Genomic DNA, 25,410 nt, shown 5'->3' with positions numbered 1-25,410 from the left:
ATTTCTTATTCAGTAACTCTAATCCAGGTTTGGGTTCTATAGATAAAGGCAAGATACCCTCTCACCTTCAATTCATTGGAATCCTTAGGGTTCAACCATATCTTACAACGAAATGTCATGGCTTGTTCCGGGTCAAATAAGGTTTTTCCTTTATACTCTCCATACTTGTTTCGCTTAAGACCAGAAATAATTTCCATTCCCAAAACAGGTTTGTTCTTACGTGCCCCCTTGCATTTTACGCATTTGGCATTTTCTTTTCCCTTTTCCAATATCTGGATTACTTTGCCATACATCAATCCTCCTTTTTGGTATACTTCTATAATTGCTTTGGGTTTTCCCGTGCGGTCATCTATGGTTTTCCATTTCCCAAAGATACTTTGGGAAAAACAATGGGTAATGGTAAAAAACAAGAGGAAAAATGGAAGTAGGTGTTTTTTTTTGATCATTGATCTTTATATTTTTTTCTGAGTGAGTTCAACGAGGCGTTCAGTTCAAACCCAAGTAGCAAGATATTGGAATTTAACCAAATAAATACCATTAAAATCAATAATCCTCCCAAGGCTCCATATAATTCGTTATAACGTGCAAATTTTTCTACATACACACCGAACAGATACGACGTTAAAATAAACAATAAGGTGGTCATTAATGCTCCGGCCGAAAAGAATTTTGCATGTTTGCCTTCCGTTGTTCCGTAGTAGTAAAGAATTGCGGTAGTAAAATAGGACAGGAGGGCAAAGAAAAGGATCTTACCTATCTGAACCCCAACGACATCGCCTTTTTCTATATCCGTGCCATAGGTCTTATTAGATAGCTCGCTCACGTATTCCACGATATAAAATTCAAAATACACAAATGAAACCGCTCCTATAATTAGAAGAATGGAAAGCATCAATCCAATCATTAAAGCGTAGGCATATTGGCGAACAAAATTGCGTGTGAGGCTCACATGATAGGAGTTTTCAAATCCACCAAAAATGGCATTCACTCCATTTGCCATTAAGAAAATAGAAATAATAAAAGCAGAAGAAAGGAGTCCGCCCCTTTTTTGGTTTTTGATTTGTTGGTATATTTCCTCAAAATAATCCGCGGTAGCATTGGGCAAGAAAGATTCTAAAAACTCCAAAAACTCTCGATCAAAATTATCTCCGCCAACACTTACATAGGGAATAATAAAAGGAAGCAAGGTCACCAAAAAGATCAACAAGGGAAAAAGCGCCATAAAAAGGCTGAACGCAATGGCACTGGCCCTTGTGGACAAAGCCCCCTGCACAATTCCCAAAATGTACATCTCCAATAAATCATAAATGGAAAGTCCTTCAAATCCTGGAAGTTTTATTTTTTTAAGCAAACGTATCAACCAATTGACAATTGGAATCTTACTTAACTTTCTTTCAATCTCTTCGGACATCTAAACAGCTTTAAGGCTTAGATCCATATTATAAACCGAATGCGTGAGCGCGCCGGATGAAATGTAGTTAACGCCACATTCTGCATATTTCCGAATGGTTTCTTCATTAATTCCACCTGAAGATTCCGTGAAACACCGATCCCCAATCATTTCTACAGCCCTTCTGGTATCTTCATAATTAAAGTTATCCAAGAGAATCCTGTATACGCCTTCCATCTTTAGGATTTCAGCCACTTCTTCCAAATTTCTAGCCTCAACTATGATTTTAAGGGCTCGATCGGTATCCTTGAGATAGGCATTGGTCTTGCTAATAGCTTGGGTGATTCCCCCGGCAAAATCGATATGATTGTCCTTCAACATGATCATATCATAGAGGGCAAATCTGTGATTTTCCCCTCCCCCTATTTTGACCGCCCATTTTTCAGGGGCTCGGAAACCGGGTGTTGTCTTACGGGTATCCAATATTTTAGTGCCCGTACCTTCCAATAACTTTACAAAAAACGCCGTTTTTGTTGCAATTGCGCTCATTCGTTGCATCGCATTTAATACCAAACGCTCGGCTTTTAGAATACTCTGCGAATTCCCGCTCACATAAAACACAATATCTCCATGCGACACTTCCGCACCATCTTCTATCAGAATTTCCATTTCCAAAGCTGGGTCTACGTAGGTAAAAACTGCTTTTGCAAAAGCTACCCCTGCAATAACCCCTTTATCTTTTACCAAAAGTTTGGCCTTCCCTTCAGCAGTATTTGGGATGCATGCCAATGAACTATGGTCACCATCCCCTACATCTTCTCGAATGGCATTTTGTATCAGTATGCTTATCTCTGCATTAAATTTTTCTTCAGAAATCATAAGTTATGCTTTGGTATCCGCTAAAATACTAAAATGTTTTGTGGATAGTTCTCTATTTTAGCCATCAAAATATGAAAAATTATACCTTTGAAACATGACGATAAAGTTACTTGCCATTGGGAAAACAGATAGTGCTACCTTACAACAATTGATTTCGGAATACGAAAAACGTTTACGGCATTATGTAAAATTTGAACTGGAAATTATTCCCGATATCAAAAATGCGAAACACCTGTCCGAATCCCAACAAAAGGAAAAAGAAGGAGACCTTATTTTAAAAAAAATAGGCGCTACGGATGTACTTTTCCTTTTGGATGAAAAAGGCAAGCAATATACTTCCATGGCATTTTCCCAATTTTTACAAAAGAAAATGAATGCAGGAATCAAACGATTGGTACTGGTTATTGGAGGTCCCTACGGTTTTAGCAATGCCATTTACAATAAGGCCCAAGGAAAAGTAAGCTTATCCCAAATGACCTTCTCCCACCAAATGATCCGGCTGTTTATTGTAGAGCAGCTATACAGGGCATGTACCATTCTTAAGAACGAACCCTATCATCACCAATAAAAAAAGCCTCTTCATCCTAAGATAGAGAGGCATGTTTACCGATGTCTGTACCATTTAATACAGTACTCTAAATTTAATGGTGTTTTCTATTTTCTTCAAGGCCTTAATCACCTCTTTATTATATTTTTTGTCTAAATCTACAATGACATAGCCCACTTCATTATCCGTGGATAAATATTGGCCCGAAATATTCATATTATAGGCAGCCAATACTTCACTTATTTTAGCCATGATCCCTGGTACGTTTTTATGAATATGTAAAAAACGATGGGCATTGCTTTGTTTTGGCAAGCGAATATTGGGAAAGTTTACCGCATCTACTGTATTCCCGGAATTAATATAATCCATGATTTTATTGGGAACAAAATCAGCAATATTACGCTGGGCCTCTTCAGTACTACCACCAACGTGAGGCGTTAAAATAACATTGGGCAATCCTTGTAATTGCGTTATGAAATCGCCATTGCTCCGGGGTTCTTCTGGATAAACATCTATAGCTGCTCCGGTAATCTTACCCTCTTTTAGCGCATGTACCAAGGCAGGGATATCTACCACAAAACCGCGGGATAGATTAATGAGCATGGCTCCTTGCTTCATCTGTGCAATTTCACGCTCCCCAATAAAATTCTTGTTGGCTTTATTATCATCTATGTGCAGGGTAACCACATCGGAAACACTCAGCAAATCTTCAAGCGTACTACATTTAATGGCATTTCCAAGGGCCAATTTGTCATTTACATCATAATAGTATACGCGCATACCTATAGCTTCTGCCAAGACCGACAGTTGTTTTCCTATGTTCCCGTATCCTACAATACCTAAATTCTTCCCTCGCACTTCCCTGGAACCTACCGCGGTCTTATTCCATTGTCCATTATGAATTTCCGTACTACGCGGAAAAACACTACGCATTAACATGATAATCTGACCTATGGCCAATTCCACTACAGAACGTGTATTACTATAAGGTGCATTGAAGACTACAACGCCTTTTCGTTTTGCAAAATCCAAATCGATCTGCGTTGTTCCAATACAAAAAGCACCGACCACCAATAACTTATTGGCCGCTTTTAACACTTTTTCCGTGACTTGGGTTTTTGATCGTATTCCCAGTACATGTACGCCTTTGATTTTTTCTATTAATTCTTCTTCCGACAGACTATGTTTTATCAACTCTACGGAAAATCCATCCTCACTAAGGTTTTCAAAGGCATCGGGATGTACATTTTCGAGCAATAAAATCTTTATTCTATTCTTTGGATACGATATTTTCCTGGGCAAATCGTTGACAAATAAAAATTCATCCAGATTAGGGGTCACATGATCGGCGTTATTTGCTGCTTTCTCCCGATGCACATTTTCCGTATAGGCAAAGAATTTGTCCGCTATACCTGCTTCGCGCATCACATAATCACTATAGCCATCTCCAATGACCTGTACTTCCCCCTCTAAATTCAGATCCTTTAAACAGGCAATTTTACCGTTGTGCGAAGCTAGGACATTGGCCTCATCAAAACCAATGATATTTCCCGCTTCATCAAAGGTGAACGTATTGGCATAGACGCGTTCCGAAGGAATATTATACTCTTCCACAATAGGATCGATAAACTCCTTAAAACCACAGGAAATCACGTAAATATCATCCGAATACTCCTCAAAAAACTCTTTATTGGCAGCTATGGATTTCGATATTTTTAGTCGAAGTTCTTCCACCAACCCCTTTAAATCGTCTTTGTGCGCGCTGAGTAATTTAATACGTCGTTCCAAGGATTCAGTAAAAGAAATATCACCATCAATCCCCAAATTGGTTATCTCTTGAATCTCATTGATGATTTCCTCTTTATTCGATTTTCCTTGCAGGGTCATTTCGGCAAGAACATCCAATGCCTCTACCCGGGTTAGTGTACTATCAAAATCGAACACATATTTTCTGGCCACGTCTATCATTTTATATTGCAAAAAGTTCGTGGTAAAAATAAAAATTAAATCCCTTTAACTCTCTTTTTTCAAACAAAAGTGGTTGGGCTTTGGCATTGACAGTATTTCACTGCGAATTTGATTTTTTTTGCCCCTCAAAATTATCAATATCACATTTTAAAATTTTCATCCCTTTAAAAATGCAATCACAGCTTGGGAAAATTCAGCAGTTTTATACGTGCCATTATGATCTCCTTTCACGATTTGAAGTACACTTTTTGGAATTGCCCGCTGTAAATCCGAAGGAGCCCCATTATCTTTGTCCTCATCCCCAGCCAAGACCAAAACTTTGGTCTTTATTTTTTGAAGTGCTTCTTTGGAAGTAACAGGTTGATATTTTTGCTGCAAGTGCAATGATCGTATATCTGCCTTGATCGATTTGGCATAAGTTACCGCCCCTTCCGTCTCTGGGGTAATGTTTCCTGCAAAAGCTTCCATGAACAACAACCTTCTATCCCAGTTTGGATCGGTAAAGTGGACCCCCATTCCTCCCAATACCGCTTTTTTGATTCTTGATTCCTGTGTCAGTAATTTTGCTAAGACAATACTTCCTCTGGAATACCCCACGGCATCGTATTCTTGAAGTCCAAGGTGAGCTATCAACGCCAACAGATCTTTAAGTTCGGCATCATGCTTATAGGCATCTTCCTTCTGTGGTTTATCCGATGCTCCATTTCCTCTTAAGTCCGGGGCAATGACACGATATCCCTTTGCCAGCAATTCTTTTTTCAGCATGGTCTTGTTCCAAGATGCACCAGTATTTATGAATCCATGCACCAGTAGGACAGGAAAGCCCTTACCTTCATCCGAATACGCAATTTTAATGCCGTCGAAAGATTGAAATGACTTTTGTTGCCCTTGACAATAGACTACAAATAATAATGCCGTAAAGGCGATATTGTTTCTTAGATTAAATTTCACAAACTTCATATTTTGGTGTATAACATTCCGGTTAATATGGCCAATCCAAAACTTACTAGGGTGCCTATTAAAATATATTCCGTGAGCTTTCTACTATTGGTTTCCTTAAGGTCATTAAAACGAAAAACAGATTTTGCTGCTATAAGCAAGCCTATGCCTTCCCATTTTCCCATAAGAATAAAAGTGAGGACAAAAAGACGTTCTATAATACCAATATATTTTCCCGCATTGGGCAATGATTTATGATCAAACTCTATTTGTTTTGAAAAGTTCTCTAACAACTTCCCCATAATTATTCCGCAAGGAAGTGTTACAAAAACAATGGCCGTGACCAATGCCCAGTCTATTTGCTGAAATAATGCCCTAGTATGAGTTTCCAAATTACCGTAATAGGCGCAAGCATACAATACTAGAACATGCAGTATTTGATCTATAAAAAAAGGAATGCCTTTGTTCTTAAAAAGCCTATTGGCATACAATTTGCCAAGGTCAATAACATAATGAGAGATCATAATGACCAGGGCTATTTTCCAATAACTCAAGTCCCAAAGAAGTATCATGGTGATCAATAGATGCAATACCACATGTACATATAGGAATTTAGAGGATATCTTATTGGCCTCTTTATGAATCACCCATCGTTTGGGCTGTACTAAAAAATCTCCGATGAGATGTGCCAGAAGCAATTTCGTCAATACTATCATAAGGTAATTTCTTTGAGCTTGTTTTCGTAATATTCCAGTAGTTCAAAAACCAATTCCAGACGGGCACGCTTTACACGTTGACTTACCGCAGATTGTTGTATTTTCAGTTTTTCGGCCAATTCTTTTTGGGAAGCATCCGGATTTTGTAGTACCATGGTCACTATTTCTGCCGAGACTTGGGACCAATCATCCATAAAAACCGAAGCCATTTTTAGTATTAAATTTAGGGTAATCTCCAATTTTTTATCGTCTAAGGCAATGGCAAGGTTACGTTTATTTTGCTCTAAAGTATTGAAGGTACGCCCAGAAAATCGGTATGCCGTTCCGTTGGAATCGCTCACGCGGTCCCCAATAAATGTTTCTGTACCGATACCTATAGCCATACGGGCGTCCAACCCCCTAATTGTTCTTAGTAGGGCTTTAAGTCCGATAGCCGCGCGCAACGCATCTTTAGTTGCCAATCGCAATTGAAATTCGTCGCCACGATAAATCTCCCAATCCACGGATGCCTTGCCGAACGTATGGAGGTATTGCTTCAGCATATCCATCCATGCCGAAGCATCATGGTTTTCGGAATTGATAATATCTCCCGTGAGTACTGCAATCATACTTTATAAGTTAAAAAGCTAATATATTAAAATATAAGCTAAAAAGCTAATAATTTTAAATATAAGTCAAAAAGCTAATATATGGATGCTTAAATATGAAAGGCAATAACACTGTTCAAAATCAATCAGAACCAACGTCTCACACTTTTGGTGTATTGTATATACGATTTACCAAATTTATTCGTCAACGCCTTTTCTTCCGGCATGATCTGAAAAGCATTCATATACGACACAAAACCCGCGGCCAAAATGGTATTAAAGGCATTACCAAGCCATAAGCCCCATGCCAGCAATACCAATAACATGGCCAAATACATAGGATTACGAGAGTATTTGTATACGCCTCCAGTAACCAATTCGGAAGCTTTTGACGGTTCTCTTGGATCAATAGAGGTCTTGGCTTTATAAAAACCAAAAAGGGCAGAAATCAAAATCAGAAAAACTCCGATGCATAACGCCATAATCAAATAACGCTGTCCTGTAAATTGGAAGTCGCCTACAGGCAGAAACTTCGCAACCAAATACATCAACAAACCGAAAATGGAAATCACAAAAACTGGTGGTACTTTTAACTTCATATTTCACAACTATACGGAAATAAATGTACTATTTTTGACGTCACAAAACCTAATTACTTTATAGAAATTATTATTCCCCTATGGAACTTGTTTTTGCCACACATAACAACAACAAATTTAAAGAAGTGCAAGTTCTTGTACCGAAACACATCCGTCTTTTATCATTGAACGATATTGGTTGCACCGTAGATATTCCGGAAACCGGACATACCCTGGAAGAAAATGCACAATTAAAGGCCAATTATGTTACTTCACATTATGGTTATCCCTGTTTTGCCGATGATACCGGGTTAATTGTAGATAGTTTAGACGGCGCTCCAGGCATTTATTCCGCACGCTATGCCGGCCCACAAAAAAGTGCTGCTGATAATATGGACAAACTTCTTAACGCATTGGATGGAAATAAAAACCGAGCGGCCCGATTCAAAACAGTAATAGCCCTAAATTTAGAACAAGAACGCCTTCTGTTCCAAGGCATTGTCGAAGGAAGCATTACCCATACTAAAAACGGTACCGCAGGTTTTGGTTATGACCCTATCTTTCTGCCCCAGGGATATGACAAAACTTTTGCCGAATTAAGTTTATCCGTAAAAAACAGCATAAGTCATAGAGGAAAAGCCATACAACAACTCATTGATTTCTTGAAAAATCAAGAAGAAAGATCCTTTTAAATACCTACTACTCCCTTAAAATATTGTGACTACAAGATTTTTTCTTATTTATCTGTCATGTAAATAATTAGCATTACCTTTGCCGCTTCAATTAACGCCGCTGGTATAGCATGTGTTGCGCTGAGTACAATGGGTTATTTACGATAATCGCTCTATGCAACATACATATTTGCGATTAAGTAAAACACATTATGACAAAATTTGAAGCGCTAGGGCTAAAAGAGTCCCTATTGAACGCTGTTTCCGATATGGGGTTTGAGCAACCTTCGGAAGTACAGGAAAAAGCAATTCCTATCCTATTGGGAGAAGATACCGATCTTGTAGCCCTGGCCCAGACAGGAACTGGAAAAACTGCTGCTTTTGGTTTCCCTTTAATTCAAAAAATAGACGCTGCGAGCAGAACTACACAAGGACTGATCTTATCTCCCACAAGAGAGTTATGTTTGCAGATTACCAATGAACTACAACTCTATTCAAAATATGAAAAGGGGGTAAATGTTGTGGCTATTTATGGAGGTGCCAGTATTACAGAACAAGCAAGACAGATCAAACGTGGTGCCCAGATCGTTGTAGCCACTCCTGGCCGAATGAAAGACATGATAGGTCGTGGGTTGGTAGATATCCGAAAAATAGATTATTGCGTTCTTGATGAAGCCGATGAGATGTTGAACATGGGATTTTATGAAGACATAAAAGACATTCTTTCGGATACCCCAGACGATAAATTGACCTGGTTATTCTCTGCTACGATGCCCAAGGAAGTATCTGCAATTGCCAAAAAATTCATGTACAATCCGCAGGAGATTACCGTAGGAGCCAAAAACTCTGGTGCATCAACGGTTCAACATGAATATTATGTCGTAAGTGGTAGGGATCGTTACCCTGCCTTAAAACGTTTGGCAGATACCAACCCGGATATTTTTTCCGTAGTATTTTGTAGAACCAAGAGAGACACTCAAAAAGTGGCAGAAAAACTTATTGAGGATGGGTACAATGCAGGAGCCTTGCATGGGGATTTAAGTCAGAATCAACGAGACTTGGTCATGAGTGCCTTTAGGAAAAAGCAAATTCAAATGTTGGTCGCTACTGACGTTGCCGCTCGTGGAATTGACGTAAATGATATTACACATGTCATCAATTACCAATTGCCCGATGAAATTGAAACCTATACGCACCGAAGTGGTCGTACAGGTAGGGCCGGTAAATCTGGTATTTCCATGGTTATCGTCACGCGAAGCGAATTGCGCAAGATTAAATCCATTGAAAACAAAATAAAGCAGCAGTTTATCGCCAAAAAGATTCCAACAGGGATGGAAATCTGCGAAATACAGCTGTACCATTTGGCCAACAAAATAAAGAATACGGAAATCAATGAGGAAGTAGACAACTATTTGCCCGCAATCAACGATGTACTTCAAGGTATTGATCGGGATGAACTCATTAAAAAAATTGTCTCTGTTGAATTTACGAGGTTCTATAATTACTACAATAAGAGCAAAGATTTAAATACGGTTGACTCCAGGGAACGCAGTGGTGATTCCAGAGGAAATGACGGTTCTGTCCGTTATTTTATCAATATTGGAGAAAAAGATGGTTATGATTGGATGTCTTTAAAAGATTTCCTCAAAGAAACCCTAAACCTTGGAAAAGATGCCCTTTACAAAGTGGATGTAAAAGACAGCTTCTCCTTCTTTAATACCGATCCCGACCATAAAGAATTGGTATTGAGTACATTCACCGAATTTAAGGTCAATGGTAGGTTTATTAATGTAGAAGTATCCAAAAACCCAGGTAGTGGACGTGGAAGACGTGATCGGGATAGAGGACGCGGTAGAGGAAAAAGTAATGATCGTGATCGTGGGGATAGAAGCCGTAGCCGCAGAAGAGGGGCTTCCAGAAATAATTCTTCAGGTAGTTCCGGGAATAGAAGAAGCCGAAGAAGAGATGGTTTCTATTAATTAAAAAATTAACGCATTCGTTAATAGTAATATAAAAAAACACGCTACAGCGTGTTTTTTTATATAGTTTATAGTACTTTTAAATTCATGAAGAAACATATCCTGCTTTATTTACTTTTCATCGGCTTTCTAGGCTTTTCCCAAGAAAAAAAAGAAAGTGATGCGAGTAAATCGATCAAAGCGGTAATTATCAATGCCCAGACAGAGGTCCCCATGGAGAGTGTTCACGTGTTGAACCTAAATCAAGTTATAGGTACCATTACCAATGCCAAAGGGGAATTTTCTATTACCGCTGCGGTAAATGATACCCTCTATTTTTCCTTTTTAGGGTTTAAATCCCAAAAGGTTCGGGTTACGAACGATATGTTTAAATTTCAGGATACCAAGATTGCATTGACAGAATTGGCCTATGCCTTGGAAGAGGTAGTTGTAAGGCCCTTTGAACTTACCGGTTATTTAGAGATCGATGTTAAAAACCTACCTATAAACACTGCTTATCAATACAGTATTTCCGGACTTTCCAAGGGATATGAGGCAAGAAACAAAAGCCCTAGTGCTGTGACCAAAGTTTTAGGTGCCATATTAAATCCAGCGGATTTACTGCGAAATCTTTTTGGCAAAAAACCTCGACAAATGCGCAAACTCCGACAAATGAAGGAAGATGCCGCAATACGCGATTTATTGGCAGCAAAATTTGACCGTGAAACATTGACCGAGCTTTTACAAATAGAAAAAATGGATGTTGATGACATCCTTACCAATTGCAATTACTCTAAATCCTTTATCACCACTGCCAATGACCTGCAGATTTTGGACGCCATAAACAGCTGCTACGAGGAATATAAAGTACTCAACAGAAAAAAATAAATTTTCTATTTCCATCTTCATTTTATAGTTTTAATTAAAATATTTGAAGATGACCAACAAACTGCTTTTTATTTCCCTATTTCCCCTCTTCCTAGTATTCTCCTGTAAGGAAACCCAAGAAGCGCGCAAGGAAAAAAATACTACAGCAGTCACCGATACCATTCCTAAGAAAAAGACACCTTTTTTATGGGAAGGTGCCAACATCTATTTTTTATTAACCGACCGTTTCCATAACGGTAACCCTGAAAATGATGTTAATTTTGATCGCAATTCCCCTACAGCCCCTTTAAGAGGTTTTATGGGGGGAGATATCGCTGGAATTACACAAAAAATTGAAGCAGGTTATTTTACCGACCTTGGCATCAATGCCATTTGGTTTACTCCAGTAGTGGAACAAATTCACGGAAGCACAGATGAGGGTACGGGCAATACTTATGGTTACCATGGGTATTGGACCAAGGACTGGACGGCCCTTGACCCTAATTTTGGAACCGATGCAGATTTGGAGAATTTGGTGAAGACCGCACATAAAAATGGCATTCGTATTTTAATGGATGTGGTACTGAACCATACCGGTCCCGTTACCGATAGCGATCCCGTATGGCCCAAAGAATGGGTCAGAACTTCACCAACCTGCGAATTTACCACCTATGAAAACACAACCCGTTGTACTTTGGTCGCCAATCTTCCTGATATCTATACCGAATCCGAAGATGCCGTAAAACTCCCTGACCATCTATTGGCCAAGTGGAAAGAAGAAGGAAGGCTATCTCAAGAATTGGATGAACTGCAGCTGTTTTTTGAACGTACCGGATATCCCAGAGCCCCAAAGTATTATATCATCAAGTGGCTTACGGATTACGTACATAAACTTGGTATTGATGGGTTTCGAGTAGATACCGTAAAACATGCCGATGAAGCAGCTTGGGCCGAACTGTACAAGGAAGCCTCCCATGCTTTTGAAAATTGGAAAAAAATACATCCAAAGGAAGTGATGGATAACCTCCCTTTTTACATGGTCGGTGAAGTATATAATTACGGGATTTCCGGAGGACGGGCCTTCGATTTTGGTGATAAAAAAGTTGATTTTTATGATTACGGATTTAAAAGCCTGATCAACTTTGAATTGAAATATGATGCAGAGCAGGATTATGAACGTATTTTTAAAAAATACAATACGCTACTACACACAAAACTAAAGGGAAAAAGTACCCTAAACTACCTTAGTTCCCATGATGATGGTGCTCCTTTTGACCAAAACAGGGAACGTCCTTACCATGCCGCCAATGTCTTATTATTGACCCCCGGAGCCTCACAAGTCTACTATGGGGATGAAACTTCAAGGGATTTGACCATTGAAGGAACGGCGGGAGATGCTACACTACGTTCTTATATGAATTGGGACGAATTGGATAGTCTTCCCGCAGTACAAAAGGTATTGGCCCATTGGCAAAAACTTGGGACGTTCAGAAAGAATCATCCCGCAGTAGGGGCTGGCAAACATAAGCGTTTGACCAAAAAACCATATGTTTTCAGCCGAACTTATAGTAACGGAGAGTTTAGGGACAAAGTGGTCATTGGTTTAAATTTGCCCAAAGGCAAAAAAGCCCTTAAAGTCAAAGGCTTTTTTGGTGACGGGACAATTTTATATGATACGTACTCCAAGACCGAGGTTGTCGTAAAAAACGGTCAGGTCATATTAGATAATGAATATGATATTGCCTTACTGGAACTTACGCGTTGATCAGGCTTCCATAAGCGACTTTAAACTTTGTAACCCATCTTCAAAATCTTTTCCTACGGTTTTATCCATACTGAAAAAGAGCATAAAAATACTAAAGGGAAACTTGTTTTTCCCAGAAAAACCCCAAGTAACCTTTGTTCCTCCAGAAGCATTGTCTTCTACTTCCAGGTAGCAGTCAGAAGTAGACTTCCAGGGTTTTAAAAAACGCAATTGCCCTTCAACTCTTTTTCCTTCTATAATTTTAGTAATCTCCTGCTCTCCCTCGCCTACATCTTTATTCCCGTTCCAATAACTTACTGCGCCAACTTCCCCATCGGTACCCGTAAACTTTTTCTCCATATTTGGATCTTTCTTCTCCCAAGGGGACCATTGCTGCTGATTTTTTAAATACTTCAAATACTCAAAAACCTCTGCCTTGGGTTTTGCAATTTCAATGGTTCTAAAAACATTGTATTTGCTAGGGGCAATGATGCCCAATAGCACGACAAGCGCAACGATTCCGATTAAAATGTAAATTAGTAAAGTCATTTTTTTATGAATTGGTTGAACTTAAAATTACTAAAAATTACTTAACTCTCGGAATAGCGTTCCATAATGGCTTCAATACTTTTAATGGATTTCTTGGTCCAGTCCAAGCGCTTTTCCAGCTTTTCTTCTGCGGTCAATGACCAATTGACTTCTCTCTTTTTTAGTTGAGTAGTTAAGGTTTGAAGGATGATAGCGGCAGAAACCGAAACATTTAAGCTTTCTGTGAAACCCACCATAGGAATCTTTAAAAAGCTGTCGGCTTTATCCATAACCACTTCGCTCAGTCCTTCTTTTTCCGTTCCAAAAAATAGGGCTACTTTCCCCTTGATTTCAAAATCGTCCAAATGACAGGAATTGGTATGCGGCGTCGTTGCCACTATGGTATATCCTTTTTCCTTTAAGGTATTTAAACAATCTTCAGGTTTATTGTAGGTATGGACATCTACCCATTGTTCTGCACCCATGGCAATATTTTTATCCAATCTTTTCCCAAATCTACCTTCGATCAAATGCGCTTCCTGAATGCCAAAAACCTCACAACTGCGGATAATTGCACTGGTATTGTGAATTTGAAAAACATCTTCGACAGCCACCGTTATATATTTGGTGCGTTCTTCCAAAATACTCAGAAAACGCTCACTGCGTTCCGCTGTGATAAAATTTTCGAGATATCTTAGTAATTTTTCATCCATTTCTGAAGATTATTCTATATTTAAGTAACCAACACCCTAAAGATGCAAAAATGATCTTAAAATCAAAAAAACCACTTTTCCTAATCCTCTGTATTGTTTTCTTTTATTGTTGTGCCGATAAAAACCCCAAGGAACAGGAAAAAATTGCTGTTTTGGAGAATTATCCTTCTGCAAAAACTGCCGAGAACGATTCTTTGGTCCTTGCCTTGGCAACACATATAGAAGAGGTTATTGCCAAAGGGGAAAGCATTAAGTTTACGCAAAAAATAGATCTGCAGCGCTTTGTTGATAAAGCCACTTTCATAGAAAAACAGGATTCCAAAATTAGCAAATGGCAAAGGGAATTTGGAAACGGCCTCGGTAAGGGACTTCAGCAATTGGCCGATCAAATTGTATCCATCACAGAAATGGGTGGGACTTATGAATTTATCTCCTACCGTTATAGTGAGGAAACATCATCTTATCATATGCTCTTCCGTCTATTTTCAGAAGAATCTGGAATCAATTACCACGATTTTGATTTGATTTCTTTCGATGGAAAGTTTTTCATTGAAGACATCTATGTCTACATTAATGGAGAGATGATGAGCAAGACCATGAATACTTTTTTCCTAGCCTCCTTGCCCGGAAGTCTCCTCAAAAGAATCCTTAGCTTGCAGAATAAATCGGACATGCCCCATTTGGTCCAGGCCATCAATCAAAAAAATGAAGGCAATTTCCAAGTAGCACTAGACCATGTGAACAAGGTTAGAGGTCCTTTGACAAAAATTAAACTCTACCATATCCTAAAAACACAACTGGCTGCGGCATTGAACGACTCCCAATATCAAAAGGCTATGCTTGATTTCAAAGCTACTTTCCCCAATGATCCCGCGACCAATATGGTCTTTATGGACTATTACATTTTAAATGGAAATTATGAGGAAGCCTTAAAATCCCTTGCAATTTTACAAGAGGCTACAAAAGATGATTTTCTTCATTACCTCATTGGAAATATCCATTTTCAAGCATCGGACTATGACAAAGCCATTTCATCCTATGAATTAATTGTGGGGAACTACCCTGATTTTGATGCTGCCAAGTTTAACCTCATTGCCTCATACTCCAATGAGAATAGACCGGAAAAGTGTATTCCCCTCCTAAATCAATTGATGGATACAGAGCTGTATTACGCCTCGGATTTGATCACATATTTTGAGGCATTGGACGATAATAACGATAATTTATTTGATACCTTAGTAGCTTCCAAGGAGTATAAAAATTGGAAGTCAGAAAATCAAAGTCTTTGAAAAAAATAGTTGTTTTAACGGGAGCAGGTGTAAGTGCGGAAAGTGGTATCAGAACCTTTCGGGATGCAAATGGTTTATGGGAAGGACATGATGTTATGGAAGTGGCCACTCCTCAAGGTTTTGCCAAGAACCCTGAATTGGTGCTGGACTTTTACAACCAAAGGCGAAAGCAACTTTTTGAGGTTTCGCCCAATGACGCACATACGGCCTTGGTTCAATTGGAATCCCTATTTGATGTGACTATTGTTACCCAAAATGTAGATGACTTGCACGAGCGCGCCGGAAGTAGTAAGATTGTTCATTTGCATGGGGAACTCCTCAAAGTACGAAGTACACGCAACCCACATACAGTTTTGGATTGGAAGGATGATCTTCATTTGGGAGATCTCTGTGATGCGGGACACCAATTGCGCCCTCATATTGTATGGTTTGGAGAAGCAGTGCCCTTATTGGAAAAAGCTATTGAAATTACAGAAACGGCAGATATCCTGATCATCATTGGGACTTCAATGCAAGTATATCCTGCAGCCAGCCTAGTCAATTTTGTTGCTCATGAAACGCCCATCTACTTCATAGACCCCAAGCCCAGTGTGAACCCGAATGATTTTAATCATCTCCATATAATTGCGGAAAATGCTTCTACGGGCGTTGTTAATTTGGTCGCTGACCTAATTGATACAGTGCCCTAGTTTGCCGGACCCATGCCGCAATTGCCTCCTTTTGCTGCTGACTTAATTTGGTATCGGCATGCATCAAAGTATAGTTTTCAATGGGCATTTTCCCTTTTTCAACTTCTTCTTCCAGTTCTTCCAATTTGTGATCTTTTTCCTTTCTGGAATAGTTCTCCCAATCCGAAAAATTCAGATTTCCTTTCCCGTGTTTTATATGGTCGTCCAACCAGTAGGATACCGGGGCAATATGTCCGTACCAAGGATAGGTGGTATGATCGCTATGACAATCGTAACAACTATTCTCAAGAATACGTTGCACTTCCGCGGGCGGATTGGTTTCAGAAAGGAATGTCGCCATATGATCACTTTCGGAGGTATTCTTATCCGGTCGATAGAATTGCAAGGCCACCAATAGTATTAGAAGTCCCGTAAGTATTTTTTTTACTATTTTCATAAGATGAATATTCTCCTCTTAAAAATACATTTTTGTGACCAAAGAAGCGCTTAATGAAGCATTAAATTATGTGAACCATTCCAGGGAAAAACGTTTGGAAATGGCCCAACTTATTCTAGAAAACCCCCATTTAGTGCAGCCCTTATTAGAAATAGCTTTTGATCTTAAAAACCCTATTTCATTCAGAGCATGCTGGGTGATGGAATTTACGGCCAAAAAACGTTTGGATTATCTTTTTCCCTATCTTGATGTATTTGTGGAAAACATCACTTTGGTTACCTTGGATGCCGCGGTTCGGCCAATGGCCAAAATCTGTGAGTATTTGATCTTATCCTATTTTTCAAAAACAAAGAATGAGACCAAAAAAGTGCTTACGGACCAACATTTGGAAAAAATTACGGCCAGTTGTTTTGATTGGCTTATTGGTGAACATAAGGTGGCGGCCAAAGCCTATTCTATGACCTCCTTGTTTCTATTGGGCACCAAGTTCAATTGGATACATCCAGAATTGCAATTGGTGTTGGAACAAAATTATCATGAAGGAAGTGCGGCCTATAAGGCAAGAGCTCGACATACCTTTGAGAAATTGAAAAAATTCAACACCCCATAAACTTTTAAACTCCTCAACTTATAGTTAACTTTGTCGCTTTCAAAAATTTAATAGATATCAATGTCACTACACCAATTGAATGCCATATCCCCTATAGACGGTCGCTACAGAAATAAAGTTGCTTCTTTGGCGCCATTTTTTTCGGAAGAAGCGTTAATACAATATCGGGTTCGCGTAGAAATAGAATATTTTATCGCCTTATGTGAAATCCCATTGCCTCAATTGGCCCATTTTGATCATTCAAAATTTACGGCATTGCAGGATATCTATAAGAATTTTAGTTCAGCCGATGCCGATTCCATTAAAGAAATCGAAAAGACAACCAACCACGATGTCAAAGCTGTGGAATACTTTATTAAAGGGGCTTTTGATCGTCTAGGATTGGAACAATACAAAGAATTTATCCATTTTGGTTTAACCTCCCAGGATATTAATAATACCGCCATTCCCCTATCCATTAAAGAAGCGATGAACGACGTATACGTTCCGCAATATTTTGAAGTGCTTCAAAAAATAAAGGAATTGGCCCAAGAATGGGCTGCGGTGCCCATGTTGGCACGTACCCATGGACAACCGGCCTCCCCTACCCGATTGGGTAAGGAAATCGAGGTTTTTGTAGAACGGTTGAAAGAACAATTCAATTTACTGAACGATATTCCCAGCGCGGCTAAATTTGGTGGTGCAACAGGTAATTACAATGCACATAAAGTGGCCTATCCGGCGATTGACTGGAAAGCTTTTGGCACAAAATTCGTTCAAGAAAAATTGGGGCTTCACCATTCTTTTCCTACCACCCAGATCGAGCATTACGATCATATGTCCGCTTTGTTTGATACCATGAAACGCATCAATACCATTCTCATTGACTTGGATCGGGATTTCTGGACGTATGTTTCCATGGATTACTTTAAGCAAAAAATTAAAAAAGGAGAAATCGGGTCATCAGCCATGCCCCATAAAGTAAATCCGATCGATTTTGAGAATTCTGAAGGAAATTTAGGTATTGCGAATGCTTTATTCGAACATTTATCCGCAAAGTTGCCCATCTCCAGATTGCAACGGGATTTAACCGATAGCACAGTCTTAAGAAATGTAGGAGTTCCTTTTGCCCATACCATCATCGCCTTTCAATCCACTTTAAAAGGATTGAACAAATTATTGCTGAATGCAGAGAAATTTGAACAAGATCTGGAAAATAATTGGGCCGTAGTCGCCGAAGCCATTCAAACTATTCTCAGAAGGGAAGGCTATCCAAATCCGTACGAGGCTTTAAAAGGACTAACAAGGACCAATACCAAGATCACACAGGAATCTATTGCCCACTTTATTGATACTCTAGAGGTTTCAGAAGCTATCAAAGGAGAGTTAAAGGCCATTACACCAAGTAATTACACGGGGATATAAGCCTTTATGCATACCATATAAAAAAGGCCATTCCTAGGAATGGCCTTCTCATTTAAAACTAATTCAACTCAACAACGAATATTAGCCTTTCTTTTGAATTTCCACTTGATGCGGATACGGAATTTCGATACCTGCTTTGTCCAGTGCCAATTTGCAATTTTCCAAAGTAGCAAAATACACATCCCAATAATGTTCTGGTTTACAGAAAGGGCGTACTGCAAAATTTACAGAGCTATCGGCCAATTCAGCTACATTGACCGAAGGTGCAGGATCTTCCAGTACCAAAGGGTTGGACGTCAATACTTCCAATAAGACTTCCTTTGCTTTTTTAATGTCCTCTCCATAGCCTACGCCAATAGTGGTATCTACCCGCATTTGCCCTTCCTCTGTGTAGTTTATAATGTTTCCATTGGCCATAGCACCATTGGGAACAATGGCCAACTTATTCTCTGGAGTTATCAATTTTGTAGTAAAGATTTCAATTTCTTTCACTACACCTAAAACGCCTTGGGCTTCAATTAAATCCCCAATTCTATACGGTTTAAAAATAATGAGCAATACTCCTCCGGCAAAATTGGATAGTGACCCCTGTAACGCCAGGCCAATGGCCAAACCGGCAGCGGCTATAATAGCCGCAAAGCTTGTGGTCTCTACGCCAAGTTTGGAGATGACCATGACAATAAGGAATATCTTCAGGGCCCAAGCCACTAAATTCAATAGGAACTTCTGCAAGGATTCATCATACTTTCGTTTCATCATTACGTTTCGCAAGAGATTGGTCAATTTCTTAATGACCCATGAACCAATGAGGTATATTAATAGTGCCCCTATTACTTTAGGGCCATATTCTACAACAAAGCCGATTCCCTTGTCAATCCATACTTGAGCGTTTTCCATAATTCCGTTTACTTTTTTAGTGTTAGTGTTGTTCTTAAGACACGAGTTTTCAGAGGAAGTCACTTATTTTTAGTGAAACTTTATATCTTTTTCTTAAGGTGCTGAAACAGAAAAGCTTGCATATTTTACAATAAAAAAGACCCTTGAAATACTTCAAAGGCCTTAACCATTTCTAATGTTTTTTTAGCATCTATTCCTTCTTTTGAATTTCCACTTGATGTGGGTATGGAATTTCTATACCGGCCTTATCCAGTGCCAATTTGCAGTTTTCCAAGGTAGCAAAATAGACATCCCAATAATGCTCTGGTTTACAAAAAGGGCGTACTGCAAAATTTACCGAACTATCAGCCAGTTCAGCAACGTTAACAGAAGGCGCAGGATCTTGTAATACCAAAGGATTAGAGGTCAAGACTTCCAATAGGACCTCCTTGGCCTTTTTGATGTCTTCGTTATATCCGATACCGATCATGGTATCTACGCGCATCTTGCCTTCTTCTGTATAATTAATAATGTTTCCATTGGCCATGGCACCATTGGGAATAATGGCCAATTTATTTTGAGGGGTAATCAATTTGGTGGTGAAAATTTCTATTTCCTTCACTGCCCCCAATACTCCTTGGGCTTCTATCAAATCTCCAATTTTATAAGGCTTAAAGATCATAATAAGGACACCACCTGCAAAATTGGATAGGGATCCTTGTAATGCCATTCCAACAGCAAGGCCGGCTGCAGCAATTACAGCTGCCAGACTGGTTGTTTCTACCCCTAAAGTAGAAATCACCGTAATAATCAAGAAAATCTTTAAGGCCCAATTGATCAGGTTTAGGAGGAATTTTTGCAAGGATTCATCATAGCTTCCTTTGGCCATTACCTTTCGTGCAGCACCCACGATTTTTTTGATGATCCAGGAGCCAATAAGATATATGAGAATGGCCCCAATAACTTTTGGCCCATATTCTACAGTAAAATCAATTCCTTTATTGATCCATACTTCTGCGTTTTCCATAATTCAATACGATTATAAAGTTTGTGTGCTGTGCAAGATACCAAATAGCGCTTGAAGAAAGGAAGGGTGTTTTTTTAATTTTTCATTATTTAACATAAAAAAACCTACTTCAGAATACTCCTGAAGTAGGTTTTTAAAATATAGTAAGCTGGTTTTTAGCTTTTAAAAAGATCGCTTAAAGGTCCAAACCCTTCTCCTCTATAGTCAGATTTGCTCATGGCCTGCATGAATTGTACCATGTGTGCCGGATTCATATCCTTTCCCAAAACACGTACCAATACAAAACCTTGCTCTTTATTGTTTCCGTAAATGATGATTTCATCAATGGCATCTTCGTCTCCCAGGTACTTTACTACACCTTTACCATATTGACTGTTCAATTTCATTAACTCTACAAACTTATCGTTCTTAAGAATGGCCTTCACCTTTCCTTTTTCCACTTGATAATCCGCTTCGTTCTTTGCCGTTTTCTTAAAGGCAAGAATATTAAGTTTACGTAGGGAATTAATAGCTTCCCGTTGGGTATCCGTTAAATCTGCTTCTTCTAAATTCAGGACACTGGCCGGAATATCAAAAGATAAGAAATTAGGGTTCTCTGTGTTGTCTACATAATATTCCTGTAAACTTTGGGTGGAGGAACAAGCCGATAAAGTCAATATCATCAGCATGGTTCCTAAAATTACTTTTACAATTGTACTCATATGTTGGTTTTTTTTATGTCTTTGAAAGTTTTCCTTTCAAGTACGGTGATTTTTATTTTCCTCCTGCCTTCTTCATTTCTTTGGGCAAGTTCATCTTCTTGGTCAGTGTTCCTATCTTGTTCAGATCAATATCTCCAGTAATGGAAACCAATACGGTTTCAAAATTTCTTCCTTCTACCTTTAGATCTTTCAATCCTGAAACAAACATTAAAAGTTCGCTCACATGGTCTTTACGCTTTCCATTTTTGATATAAAATTTCACATTGGCATCCTTATCCTTTACACGCATCAACTCTTCCAAAGAAGCAGATCGCAAATGTTTTTTTACGGCAGCGTTCATTTGGGCGGCCACTCCGGAATTTTCAGTGGTAAACACCTTAACTCCGTTGATATTCTTGGCCATATCCATAAACTCTTGGGCCTCTTCATCTCCATGACCATCTCCCATTTTGACCAGAAGGTCGATCATTCCTTTGTTGATGATTACGGCACCCACTTCATCCATTTCTTCAAATTTGTCAAAAATAGATTGTGAGAATCCGCTAAAAGGGGCAATGGCTATTAAAAGTACTACGATAATTTTTTTCATGATTGTTGTTTTAAAAATTGATGGGTATTAGGGTGACAGTGGATGGTGTATCCACCGTCACCGTTTTATTTGTTTGTGTTAATTCTTTTTTCCTGCTTTGTTCAACTCTTGTGGAAGGTTCATTTTCTTGGTCAGGGAGTTGATCTTGTTCAAATCAATATCTCCAGTTAGGGAAAGCAATACGGTTTCTATTTTTCTTCCGTCTATATTAGCGCCTTTGATGCCGGTGACGAACATTAATAGTTCGCTTACATGATCATCGTCCTTCCCACTTTTGATATAAAATTTGATATTTGCCTCTTTATCCTTCACGCGCATCAACTCTTCCAAGGAGGCCGTTCGTAAATAAGTATTCACTGATGCCGACATATCTGCGGCAATTTTGGCATCTTCCGTGGTAAAGACTTTCAAGCTGTTCACTGTTTTTGCAATGTCCATAAAGTCCTGTGCTTCCTTATCGTCCACTTCTACGTCAATTTTACTGAGTAGGTTGAACATACTCTTGCTCACGACAACCGCAGTCACTTCGTCCAAATCTTCGTATTTATCGAATAAGGACTGAGAGATTCCTGCAAATGGCAGTAATGTTAAAACTATAATTGTAATATACTTTTTCATCATTCTTAATTTTCGTTATAAATTTTTTGTTTTGCTTCTTCAAATTCGTTTAGGTAGGACATTTTTTCAGTACCGCGTCCAAAATTTGCGGCCAAAAGGTTCAACGCTTTCTTCGTTTCGTTATAAGCATATACCGCCTCTGCCTTTTGTTCTTCTGACAACCCTTCAGTTTCTGAACCTGAAGGTTGATTTACAAAATAGATACCAAACATAAAAACCGCTACAGCTGCAATGGAAGCCCACCTCATATAGTTTCTCTTAGGGGTTAGTGGGACCTGCTTGGTAAACTGTTCTTCTTTGGCGTTGGAGAAATATTGAAACAATGCGGCGTATTGTGTTAAATGCGGTGCTACGTTTTCATTTAAGAAATAGGCCCGTAAGGTTTCCTCCTCGGCAACTGTTGCAGTGGCCTCGAAATACTTTTCCAATAATTCTTCAATTCTACTTAATTCCATAACTATGTTTTTGTACTAATCGTTCTCTAACTGTTTTTCTTGCTCTGGACAATGCTACGCGTATTGCCGTAGGTTTCATATCCAATAGTTCTCCTATTTCATCAAAATCATACTGCTCTACATCCCGTAATTGCAATACCAGCTTTTGCTGTTCGGGCAATTCCTCCATTATTTTTTGAATCCAATCGATACTATCGTTGTGTTCCAATTGTTTTTGTAAGGATACATTTTCATCTTTATAATTGCTATGTACCAATTTTAAATTATTGGCCTGCTTTGATTTCAGGCGATCCAAACAAAAATTCTTGGTCATTGTCATGGCAAAAGCCTCTACATTATTATAACTCTCCATGACTTTTTTCTTGGCCCATAATTTCAACAATATTTCCTGTGTGGCATCCTCTGCTTCTTCTGTCGATACCAGCAAACGTTTTGCCAATCGATACAATTTGTCTTTAAAAGGCATGACCACATGTAAAAATTCTGCCTGTTTCATAGTTGGTTTATCTTATGTTGTATACCTTTCTGAGGGGTCTACATCTTGAAGACGAAGAAGGTCGATTTTTGTTACAAAAAATTTTTTATTCTAATATATGTAAGTATTTTAGAAAACTTTTAACTCAATATATACGTATTTATTACTAGTGATAGTAGCCGTTTTTAGCGTATTATCCTTTGGAATGATAATTGCAGTATGAAGTAAAAAAAATTGAAAAAGATGAAAAAGTTTGTAATGCTATGTATAGGCCTTAGCCTATTTTTTGCCAGTTGTAGTGATAATGACGATAGTGGGGTTCAAGTAAACCCTGGAGGCCCCAATCCTACAGCGGCCAATGTAACCGTTCAAAATTTTATGTGGCAAGCCCTGAATATTTGGTATTTTTGGCAAGCCGATGCGCCTAACCTAGGAGACGATCGTTTCAGCAACGATGAAGAATACACCGCCTATTTGGAAAGTTTCCCCAATCCTTCGGATTTCTTTTTCAACACTTGTTATAATCACAGTCGTGTGGTTGGAAATGCCGCCGCAACCGATCGCTTTAGTTTCTTGGCCGAAGATTATCGGGATTTGGTCAATGGTTTTGCAGGAGTATCCAGAAGCAATGGGTTGGAATTTGGGTTGATTGCCCTACCCAATGACGATGTTATTGGTATTGTACGCTATATTGTCCCTAATTCGGATGCCGCTACAAAGAATATTGCCCGCGGGGATATCTTTGGTATTGTGGATGGGCAAACCTTGAACCGAAGTAATTTTAGCAATCTTCTTTTTGGAAGCAATGCTTCTTATACGCTTACTTTAGGTACGGTAAACAGCAGCGACCAGTTTGTTTCCAACAATCAGGAAGTTTCCCTGACCAAATTAGAAGGTTTGGTAGAGAATCCAGTGTTCATTACCAAATCCTTTGATGTCAATGGTCAACGTATCGGGTATCTGATGTACAATAGCTTTACCCGTAATTTTGATGAGGAGTTGAATGCCGCTTTTGGGCAATTGCAGGCCGATGGCGTTACGGACTTGGTGATCGATTTCAGATATAACGGTGGAGGATCGGTAAATTCTTCCCGCTTACTTGCCAGTATGATCCATGGCACCAATACCAATGAATTGTATCTGAGGCAACGTTGGAACGATCGTATCCAAGCTTCCTTTAGTGATGATGACCTGGAAGACTTTTTTGCAGCCACTACGGGTGCAGGTACAGCCATCAACAGTTTAAACCTCAACAGGGTATTTGTAATCGCCACAGGAAGTACTGCTTCCGCCAGTGAATTGGTGATGAATGGTTTGGATCCGTATCTCGATGTGATCCATATTGGGACCACCACTTCAGGAAAAAATGAATTCTCCATTACCTTGGTCGATGATCCGGATCGTCCCAATGGACCTTATGTCTATACACAATCCCGGGAAAACCTCATCCCTGCGGATAGCGAATGGGCCATACAGCCTTTAGTGGGACGTAATGAAAATGCGGTGGGCTTCCTAGACTATATTGATGGTTTTGCTCCTGATATTGAATTACGCGAAGATATCCTAAACTATGGGGTCTTAGGAGAACTCGATGAGCCTTTATTGGCTAGAGCTATTCAGGCTATTACCGGCGCAACTACGGCCAAAGCAAGGATTGCCCCTGCAAAACCTATGGAAGTGATGACCAGTTCCAAAATGTACACCCCTACTAAGGACAATATGTATTTGGATAAAGACTTTAGGGTGATTTTGCCAGAATAAGCAAATGATATGATATGGAAAAGCAGCTTCTAAAGGAGCTGCTTTTTTTGTTTTCTATTGAGAGTCTTAAATCGTATTGTTACGTGTTTAAGAATAAAACTTCTCGATACATTTTTGAGTCGGCTAACCTCCTCAAAAACACTCGAAGTGACTTGGTCCATATCCTTGTCGGTTCGAGTGATTTCTTTTTCTGAAAGAACAAAGAAATTGTATCGAGAACCCGTTCTGCGAAGTTTGCAACTTCCCAACAATAATCGCATACCTACTTCCTCACTTCTTAAAAACACCCCTAAAGTCCCCTCAAGGGGACAATACCTTATTTGCAACACTTGGTGTCACTTCGAGTGTTTTTTATAAGCAAAGCGCAATTAAAAAATGTATCGAGAAGTCTTTTC

28 protein-coding genes are annotated in these 25,410 nt (G+C 39.1%); 10 read left to right on the top strand and 18 right to left on the bottom strand.

Translation table 11 applies throughout. The features are described 5' to 3' along the window. Positions 1 to 5 precede the first annotated feature (5 nt). From ACEXOE_RS20150 to nadC, 3 genes are read right to left on the bottom strand one after another with little or no spacing between them, the layout of a single operon-like run. Entirely contained in the window at positions 6 to 446 is a 441-nt protein-coding gene (locus ACEXOE_RS20150; protein ID WP_394750661.1) for a DUF2147 domain-containing protein, read from the bottom strand. Then, a complete protein-coding gene (locus tag ACEXOE_RS20145) occupies positions 443 to 1,411 on the bottom strand; it encodes a YihY/virulence factor BrkB family protein (protein WP_394750660.1) in 969 nt (322 codons plus the stop codon). Before ACEXOE_RS20145 ends, ACEXOE_RS20150 begins: the two co-directional genes overlap by 4 nt. After that, a complete protein-coding gene (gene nadC / locus ACEXOE_RS20140; protein ID WP_394750659.1) occupies positions 1,412 to 2,269 on the bottom strand; it encodes a carboxylating nicotinate-nucleotide diphosphorylase in 858 nt (285 codons plus the stop codon). Positions 2,270 to 2,363: 94 nt separating this feature from the next. Here nadC and rlmH point away from each other — a divergent pair, with 94 nt between their 5' ends. After that, complete coding sequence (gene rlmH, locus ACEXOE_RS20135; protein ID WP_394750658.1) at positions 2,364 to 2,837, top strand: 23S rRNA (pseudouridine(1915)-N(3))-methyltransferase RlmH; 474 nt, start codon at positions 2,364 to 2,366, stop codon at positions 2,835 to 2,837. A gap of 54 nt (positions 2,838 to 2,891) precedes the next feature. Here rlmH and serA read toward each other — a convergent pair whose 3' ends face one another. The 5 genes from serA to ACEXOE_RS20110 form a co-directional block, all read right to left on the bottom strand. Continuing rightward, a complete protein-coding gene (gene serA / locus ACEXOE_RS20130; RefSeq protein WP_394750657.1) occupies positions 2,892 to 4,784 on the bottom strand; it encodes a phosphoglycerate dehydrogenase in 1,893 nt (630 codons plus the stop codon). A 156-nt stretch (positions 4,785 to 4,940) separates the two neighbouring features. Beyond that, positions 4,941 to 5,735 carry an alpha/beta fold hydrolase gene (locus tag ACEXOE_RS20125; RefSeq protein WP_394750656.1) on the bottom strand — a complete coding sequence of 265 codons (795 nt, stop codon included), beginning with the start codon at positions 5,733 to 5,735 and terminating at the stop codon, positions 4,941 to 4,943. Between the two features lie 5 nt (positions 5,736 to 5,740). Beyond that, positions 5,741 to 6,439 (bottom strand): DUF3307 domain-containing protein, encoded by a 699-nt coding sequence (locus tag ACEXOE_RS20120; protein WP_394750655.1) that lies wholly within the window; start codon positions 6,437 to 6,439, stop codon positions 5,741 to 5,743. Continuing rightward, positions 6,436 to 7,047, bottom strand: a complete 612-nt coding sequence (locus tag ACEXOE_RS20115; protein WP_394750654.1) for a SatD family protein — start codon at positions 7,045 to 7,047, stop codon at positions 6,436 to 6,438. The genes ACEXOE_RS20120 and ACEXOE_RS20115 overlap by 4 nt, the downstream gene beginning before the upstream one ends. A gap of 125 nt (positions 7,048 to 7,172) precedes the next feature. Then, positions 7,173 to 7,625: a methyltransferase family protein gene (locus ACEXOE_RS20110; RefSeq protein ID WP_394750653.1), complete on the bottom strand. Its 453-nt coding sequence runs from the start codon at positions 7,623 to 7,625 to the stop codon at positions 7,173 to 7,175. Between the two features lie 80 nt (positions 7,626 to 7,705). Between ACEXOE_RS20110 and ACEXOE_RS20105 the strand changes: the two genes are divergently transcribed. From ACEXOE_RS20105 to ACEXOE_RS20090, 4 genes are all read left to right on the top strand, one after another. Then, on the top strand, positions 7,706 to 8,296 hold the full coding sequence (locus ACEXOE_RS20105; RefSeq protein ID WP_394750652.1) for a non-canonical purine NTP diphosphatase: 591 nt from the start codon (positions 7,706 to 7,708) through the stop codon (positions 8,294 to 8,296). Positions 8,297 to 8,487: 191 nt separating this feature from the next. After that, entirely contained in the window at positions 8,488 to 10,254 is a 1,767-nt protein-coding gene (locus ACEXOE_RS20100; RefSeq protein ID WP_394750651.1) for a DEAD/DEAH box helicase, read from the top strand. A gap of 87 nt (positions 10,255 to 10,341) precedes the next feature. Continuing rightward, positions 10,342 to 11,121 (top strand): carboxypeptidase-like regulatory domain-containing protein, encoded by a 780-nt coding sequence (locus ACEXOE_RS20095; RefSeq protein ID WP_394750650.1) that lies wholly within the window; start codon positions 10,342 to 10,344, stop codon positions 11,119 to 11,121. A 49-nt stretch (positions 11,122 to 11,170) separates the two neighbouring features. Then, the gene (locus ACEXOE_RS20090) at positions 11,171 to 12,865 is read left to right on the top strand and encodes an alpha-amylase family glycosyl hydrolase (protein WP_394750649.1); all 1,695 of its coding nucleotides are present in this window, start codon (positions 11,171 to 11,173) and stop codon (positions 12,863 to 12,865) included. Here ACEXOE_RS20090 and ACEXOE_RS20085 read toward each other — a convergent pair whose 3' ends face one another. Together ACEXOE_RS20085 and ACEXOE_RS20080 are read right to left on the bottom strand one after the other, a co-directional pair. Next, positions 12,866 to 13,393, bottom strand: coding sequence for an SRPBCC family protein (locus ACEXOE_RS20085; RefSeq protein ID WP_394750648.1), 528 nt, complete (start codon positions 13,391 to 13,393; stop codon positions 12,866 to 12,868). A gap of 41 nt (positions 13,394 to 13,434) precedes the next feature. Continuing rightward, positions 13,435 to 14,085 (bottom strand): TrmH family RNA methyltransferase, encoded by a 651-nt coding sequence (locus ACEXOE_RS20080; protein WP_394750647.1) that lies wholly within the window; start codon positions 14,083 to 14,085, stop codon positions 13,435 to 13,437. Between the two features lie 50 nt (positions 14,086 to 14,135). On the opposite strand from ACEXOE_RS20080, the gene ACEXOE_RS20075 reads away from it, so the two are divergent. Both ACEXOE_RS20075 and ACEXOE_RS20070 read left to right on the top strand, forming a co-directional pair. Continuing rightward, positions 14,136 to 15,374: a tetratricopeptide repeat protein gene (locus tag ACEXOE_RS20075; protein WP_394750646.1), complete on the top strand. Its 1,239-nt coding sequence runs from the start codon at positions 14,136 to 14,138 to the stop codon at positions 15,372 to 15,374. Continuing rightward, a complete protein-coding gene (locus tag ACEXOE_RS20070) occupies positions 15,371 to 16,063 on the top strand; it encodes an SIR2 family NAD-dependent protein deacylase (protein WP_394750645.1) in 693 nt (230 codons plus the stop codon). Before ACEXOE_RS20075 ends, ACEXOE_RS20070 begins: the two co-directional genes overlap by 4 nt. Here ACEXOE_RS20070 and ACEXOE_RS20065 read toward each other — a convergent pair. After that, positions 16,026 to 16,499 carry a heme-binding domain-containing protein gene (locus tag ACEXOE_RS20065; RefSeq protein WP_394750644.1) on the bottom strand — a complete coding sequence of 158 codons (474 nt, stop codon included), beginning with the start codon at positions 16,497 to 16,499 and terminating at the stop codon, positions 16,026 to 16,028. The two genes, ACEXOE_RS20070 and ACEXOE_RS20065, sit on opposite strands and share 38 nt — an antisense overlap. A gap of 34 nt (positions 16,500 to 16,533) precedes the next feature. On the opposite strand from ACEXOE_RS20065, the gene ACEXOE_RS20060 reads away from it, so the two are divergent. Both ACEXOE_RS20060 and purB read left to right on the top strand, forming a co-directional pair. Beyond that, positions 16,534 to 17,109: an adenylosuccinate lyase gene (locus ACEXOE_RS20060; RefSeq protein WP_394750643.1), complete on the top strand. Its 576-nt coding sequence runs from the start codon at positions 16,534 to 16,536 to the stop codon at positions 17,107 to 17,109. Positions 17,110 to 17,169: 60 nt separating this feature from the next. Further along, a complete protein-coding gene (gene purB, locus ACEXOE_RS20055; RefSeq protein WP_394750642.1) occupies positions 17,170 to 18,513 on the top strand; it encodes an adenylosuccinate lyase in 1,344 nt (447 codons plus the stop codon). An 81-nt stretch (positions 18,514 to 18,594) separates the two neighbouring features. Here purB and ACEXOE_RS20050 read toward each other — a convergent pair whose 3' ends face one another. From ACEXOE_RS20050 to ACEXOE_RS20020, 7 genes are all read right to left on the bottom strand, one after another. Further along, complete coding sequence (locus tag ACEXOE_RS20050; RefSeq protein ID WP_394750641.1) at positions 18,595 to 19,410, bottom strand: mechanosensitive ion channel family protein; 816 nt, start codon at positions 19,408 to 19,410, stop codon at positions 18,595 to 18,597. Between the two features lie 190 nt (positions 19,411 to 19,600). Then, positions 19,601 to 20,416 carry a mechanosensitive ion channel family protein gene (locus ACEXOE_RS20045; protein ID WP_394750640.1) on the bottom strand — a complete coding sequence of 272 codons (816 nt, stop codon included), beginning with the start codon at positions 20,414 to 20,416 and terminating at the stop codon, positions 19,601 to 19,603. 155 nt (positions 20,417 to 20,571) lie between these two features. Continuing rightward, positions 20,572 to 21,117 (bottom strand): DUF4252 domain-containing protein, encoded by a 546-nt coding sequence (locus tag ACEXOE_RS20040; RefSeq protein WP_394750639.1) that lies wholly within the window; start codon positions 21,115 to 21,117, stop codon positions 20,572 to 20,574. Between the two features lie 52 nt (positions 21,118 to 21,169). Continuing rightward, positions 21,170 to 21,706 carry a DUF4252 domain-containing protein gene (locus ACEXOE_RS20035; RefSeq protein ID WP_394750638.1) on the bottom strand — a complete coding sequence of 179 codons (537 nt, stop codon included), beginning with the start codon at positions 21,704 to 21,706 and terminating at the stop codon, positions 21,170 to 21,172. A gap of 78 nt (positions 21,707 to 21,784) precedes the next feature. Further along, a complete protein-coding gene (locus ACEXOE_RS20030) occupies positions 21,785 to 22,324 on the bottom strand; it encodes a DUF4252 domain-containing protein (protein ID WP_394750679.1) in 540 nt (179 codons plus the stop codon). 5 nt (positions 22,325 to 22,329) lie between these two features. After that, positions 22,330 to 22,779 (bottom strand): hypothetical protein, encoded by a 450-nt coding sequence (locus ACEXOE_RS20025; protein ID WP_394750637.1) that lies wholly within the window; start codon positions 22,777 to 22,779, stop codon positions 22,330 to 22,332. Then, positions 22,766 to 23,275: an RNA polymerase sigma factor gene (locus ACEXOE_RS20020; protein ID WP_394750636.1), complete on the bottom strand. Its 510-nt coding sequence runs from the start codon at positions 23,273 to 23,275 to the stop codon at positions 22,766 to 22,768. Before ACEXOE_RS20020 ends, ACEXOE_RS20025 begins: the two co-directional genes overlap by 14 nt. 222 nt (positions 23,276 to 23,497) lie before the next feature. Between ACEXOE_RS20020 and ACEXOE_RS20015 the strand changes: the two genes are divergently transcribed. Further along, positions 23,498 to 25,015: a S41 family peptidase gene (locus tag ACEXOE_RS20015; RefSeq protein WP_394750635.1), complete on the top strand. Its 1,518-nt coding sequence runs from the start codon at positions 23,498 to 23,500 to the stop codon at positions 25,013 to 25,015. Positions 25,016 to 25,410 lie beyond the last annotated feature (395 nt).

The organism is Spongiimicrobium salis (assembly GCF_043678055.1).
Taxonomy (GTDB): Bacteria; Bacteroidota; Bacteroidia; order Flavobacteriales; family Flavobacteriaceae; genus Spongiimicrobium; species Spongiimicrobium salis.
The sequence above is the reverse complement of the archived record's forward strand: the minus strand, read 5'-3'. Positions and strand labels throughout refer to the sequence as shown.

Bases quoted from the DNA above. Each gene is read 5' to 3' on its own strand.
- ACEXOE_RS20150 (WP_394750661.1), bottom strand. From the start codon at position 446: ATGATCAAAAAAAAACACCTACTTCCATTTTTCCTCTTGTTTTTTACC.
- ACEXOE_RS20145 (WP_394750660.1), bottom strand. From the start codon at position 1,411: ATGTCCGAAGAGATTGAAAGAAAGTTAAGTAAGATTCCAATTGTCAAT.
- nadC (WP_394750659.1), bottom strand. From the start codon at position 2,269: ATGATTTCTGAAGAAAAATTTAATGCAGAGATAAGCATACTGATACAA.
- rlmH (WP_394750658.1), top strand. From the start codon at position 2,364: ATGACGATAAAGTTACTTGCCATTGGGAAAACAGATAGTGCTACCTTA.
- serA (WP_394750657.1), bottom strand. From the start codon at position 4,784: ATGATAGACGTGGCCAGAAAATATGTGTTCGATTTTGATAGTACACTA.
- ACEXOE_RS20120 (WP_394750655.1), bottom strand. From the start codon at position 6,439: ATGATAGTATTGACGAAATTGCTTCTGGCACATCTCATCGGAGATTTT.
- ACEXOE_RS20115 (WP_394750654.1), bottom strand. From the start codon at position 7,047: ATGATTGCAGTACTCACGGGAGATATTATCAATTCCGAAAACCATGAT.
- ACEXOE_RS20110 (WP_394750653.1), bottom strand. From the start codon at position 7,625: ATGAAGTTAAAAGTACCACCAGTTTTTGTGATTTCCATTTTCGGTTTG.
- ACEXOE_RS20105 (WP_394750652.1), top strand. From the start codon at position 7,706: ATGGAACTTGTTTTTGCCACACATAACAACAACAAATTTAAAGAAGTG.
- ACEXOE_RS20100 (WP_394750651.1), top strand. From the start codon at position 8,488: ATGACAAAATTTGAAGCGCTAGGGCTAAAAGAGTCCCTATTGAACGCT.
- ACEXOE_RS20095 (WP_394750650.1), top strand. From the start codon at position 10,342: ATGAAGAAACATATCCTGCTTTATTTACTTTTCATCGGCTTTCTAGGC.
- ACEXOE_RS20090 (WP_394750649.1), top strand. From the start codon at position 11,171: ATGACCAACAAACTGCTTTTTATTTCCCTATTTCCCCTCTTCCTAGTA.
- ACEXOE_RS20085 (WP_394750648.1), bottom strand. From the start codon at position 13,393: ATGACTTTACTAATTTACATTTTAATCGGAATCGTTGCGCTTGTCGTG.
- ACEXOE_RS20080 (WP_394750647.1), bottom strand. From the start codon at position 14,085: ATGGATGAAAAATTACTAAGATATCTCGAAAATTTTATCACAGCGGAA.
- ACEXOE_RS20075 (WP_394750646.1), top strand. From the start codon at position 14,136: ATGATCTTAAAATCAAAAAAACCACTTTTCCTAATCCTCTGTATTGTT.
- ACEXOE_RS20065 (WP_394750644.1), bottom strand. From the start codon at position 16,499: ATGAAAATAGTAAAAAAAATACTTACGGGACTTCTAATACTATTGGTG.
- purB (WP_394750642.1), top strand. From the start codon at position 17,170: ATGTCACTACACCAATTGAATGCCATATCCCCTATAGACGGTCGCTAC.
- ACEXOE_RS20050 (WP_394750641.1), bottom strand. From the start codon at position 19,410: ATGGAAAACGCTCAAGTATGGATTGACAAGGGAATCGGCTTTGTTGTA.
- ACEXOE_RS20045 (WP_394750640.1), bottom strand. From the start codon at position 20,416: ATGGAAAACGCAGAAGTATGGATCAATAAAGGAATTGATTTTACTGTA.
- ACEXOE_RS20040 (WP_394750639.1), bottom strand. From the start codon at position 21,117: ATGAGTACAATTGTAAAAGTAATTTTAGGAACCATGCTGATGATATTG.
- ACEXOE_RS20035 (WP_394750638.1), bottom strand. From the start codon at position 21,706: ATGAAAAAAATTATCGTAGTACTTTTAATAGCCATTGCCCCTTTTAGC.
- ACEXOE_RS20030 (WP_394750679.1), bottom strand. From the start codon at position 22,324: ATGAAAAAGTATATTACAATTATAGTTTTAACATTACTGCCATTTGCA.
- ACEXOE_RS20025 (WP_394750637.1), bottom strand. From the start codon at position 22,779: ATGGAATTAAGTAGAATTGAAGAATTATTGGAAAAGTATTTCGAGGCC.
- ACEXOE_RS20020 (WP_394750636.1), bottom strand. From the start codon at position 23,275: ATGAAACAGGCAGAATTTTTACATGTGGTCATGCCTTTTAAAGACAAA.
- ACEXOE_RS20015 (WP_394750635.1), top strand. From the start codon at position 23,498: ATGAAAAAGTTTGTAATGCTATGTATAGGCCTTAGCCTATTTTTTGCC.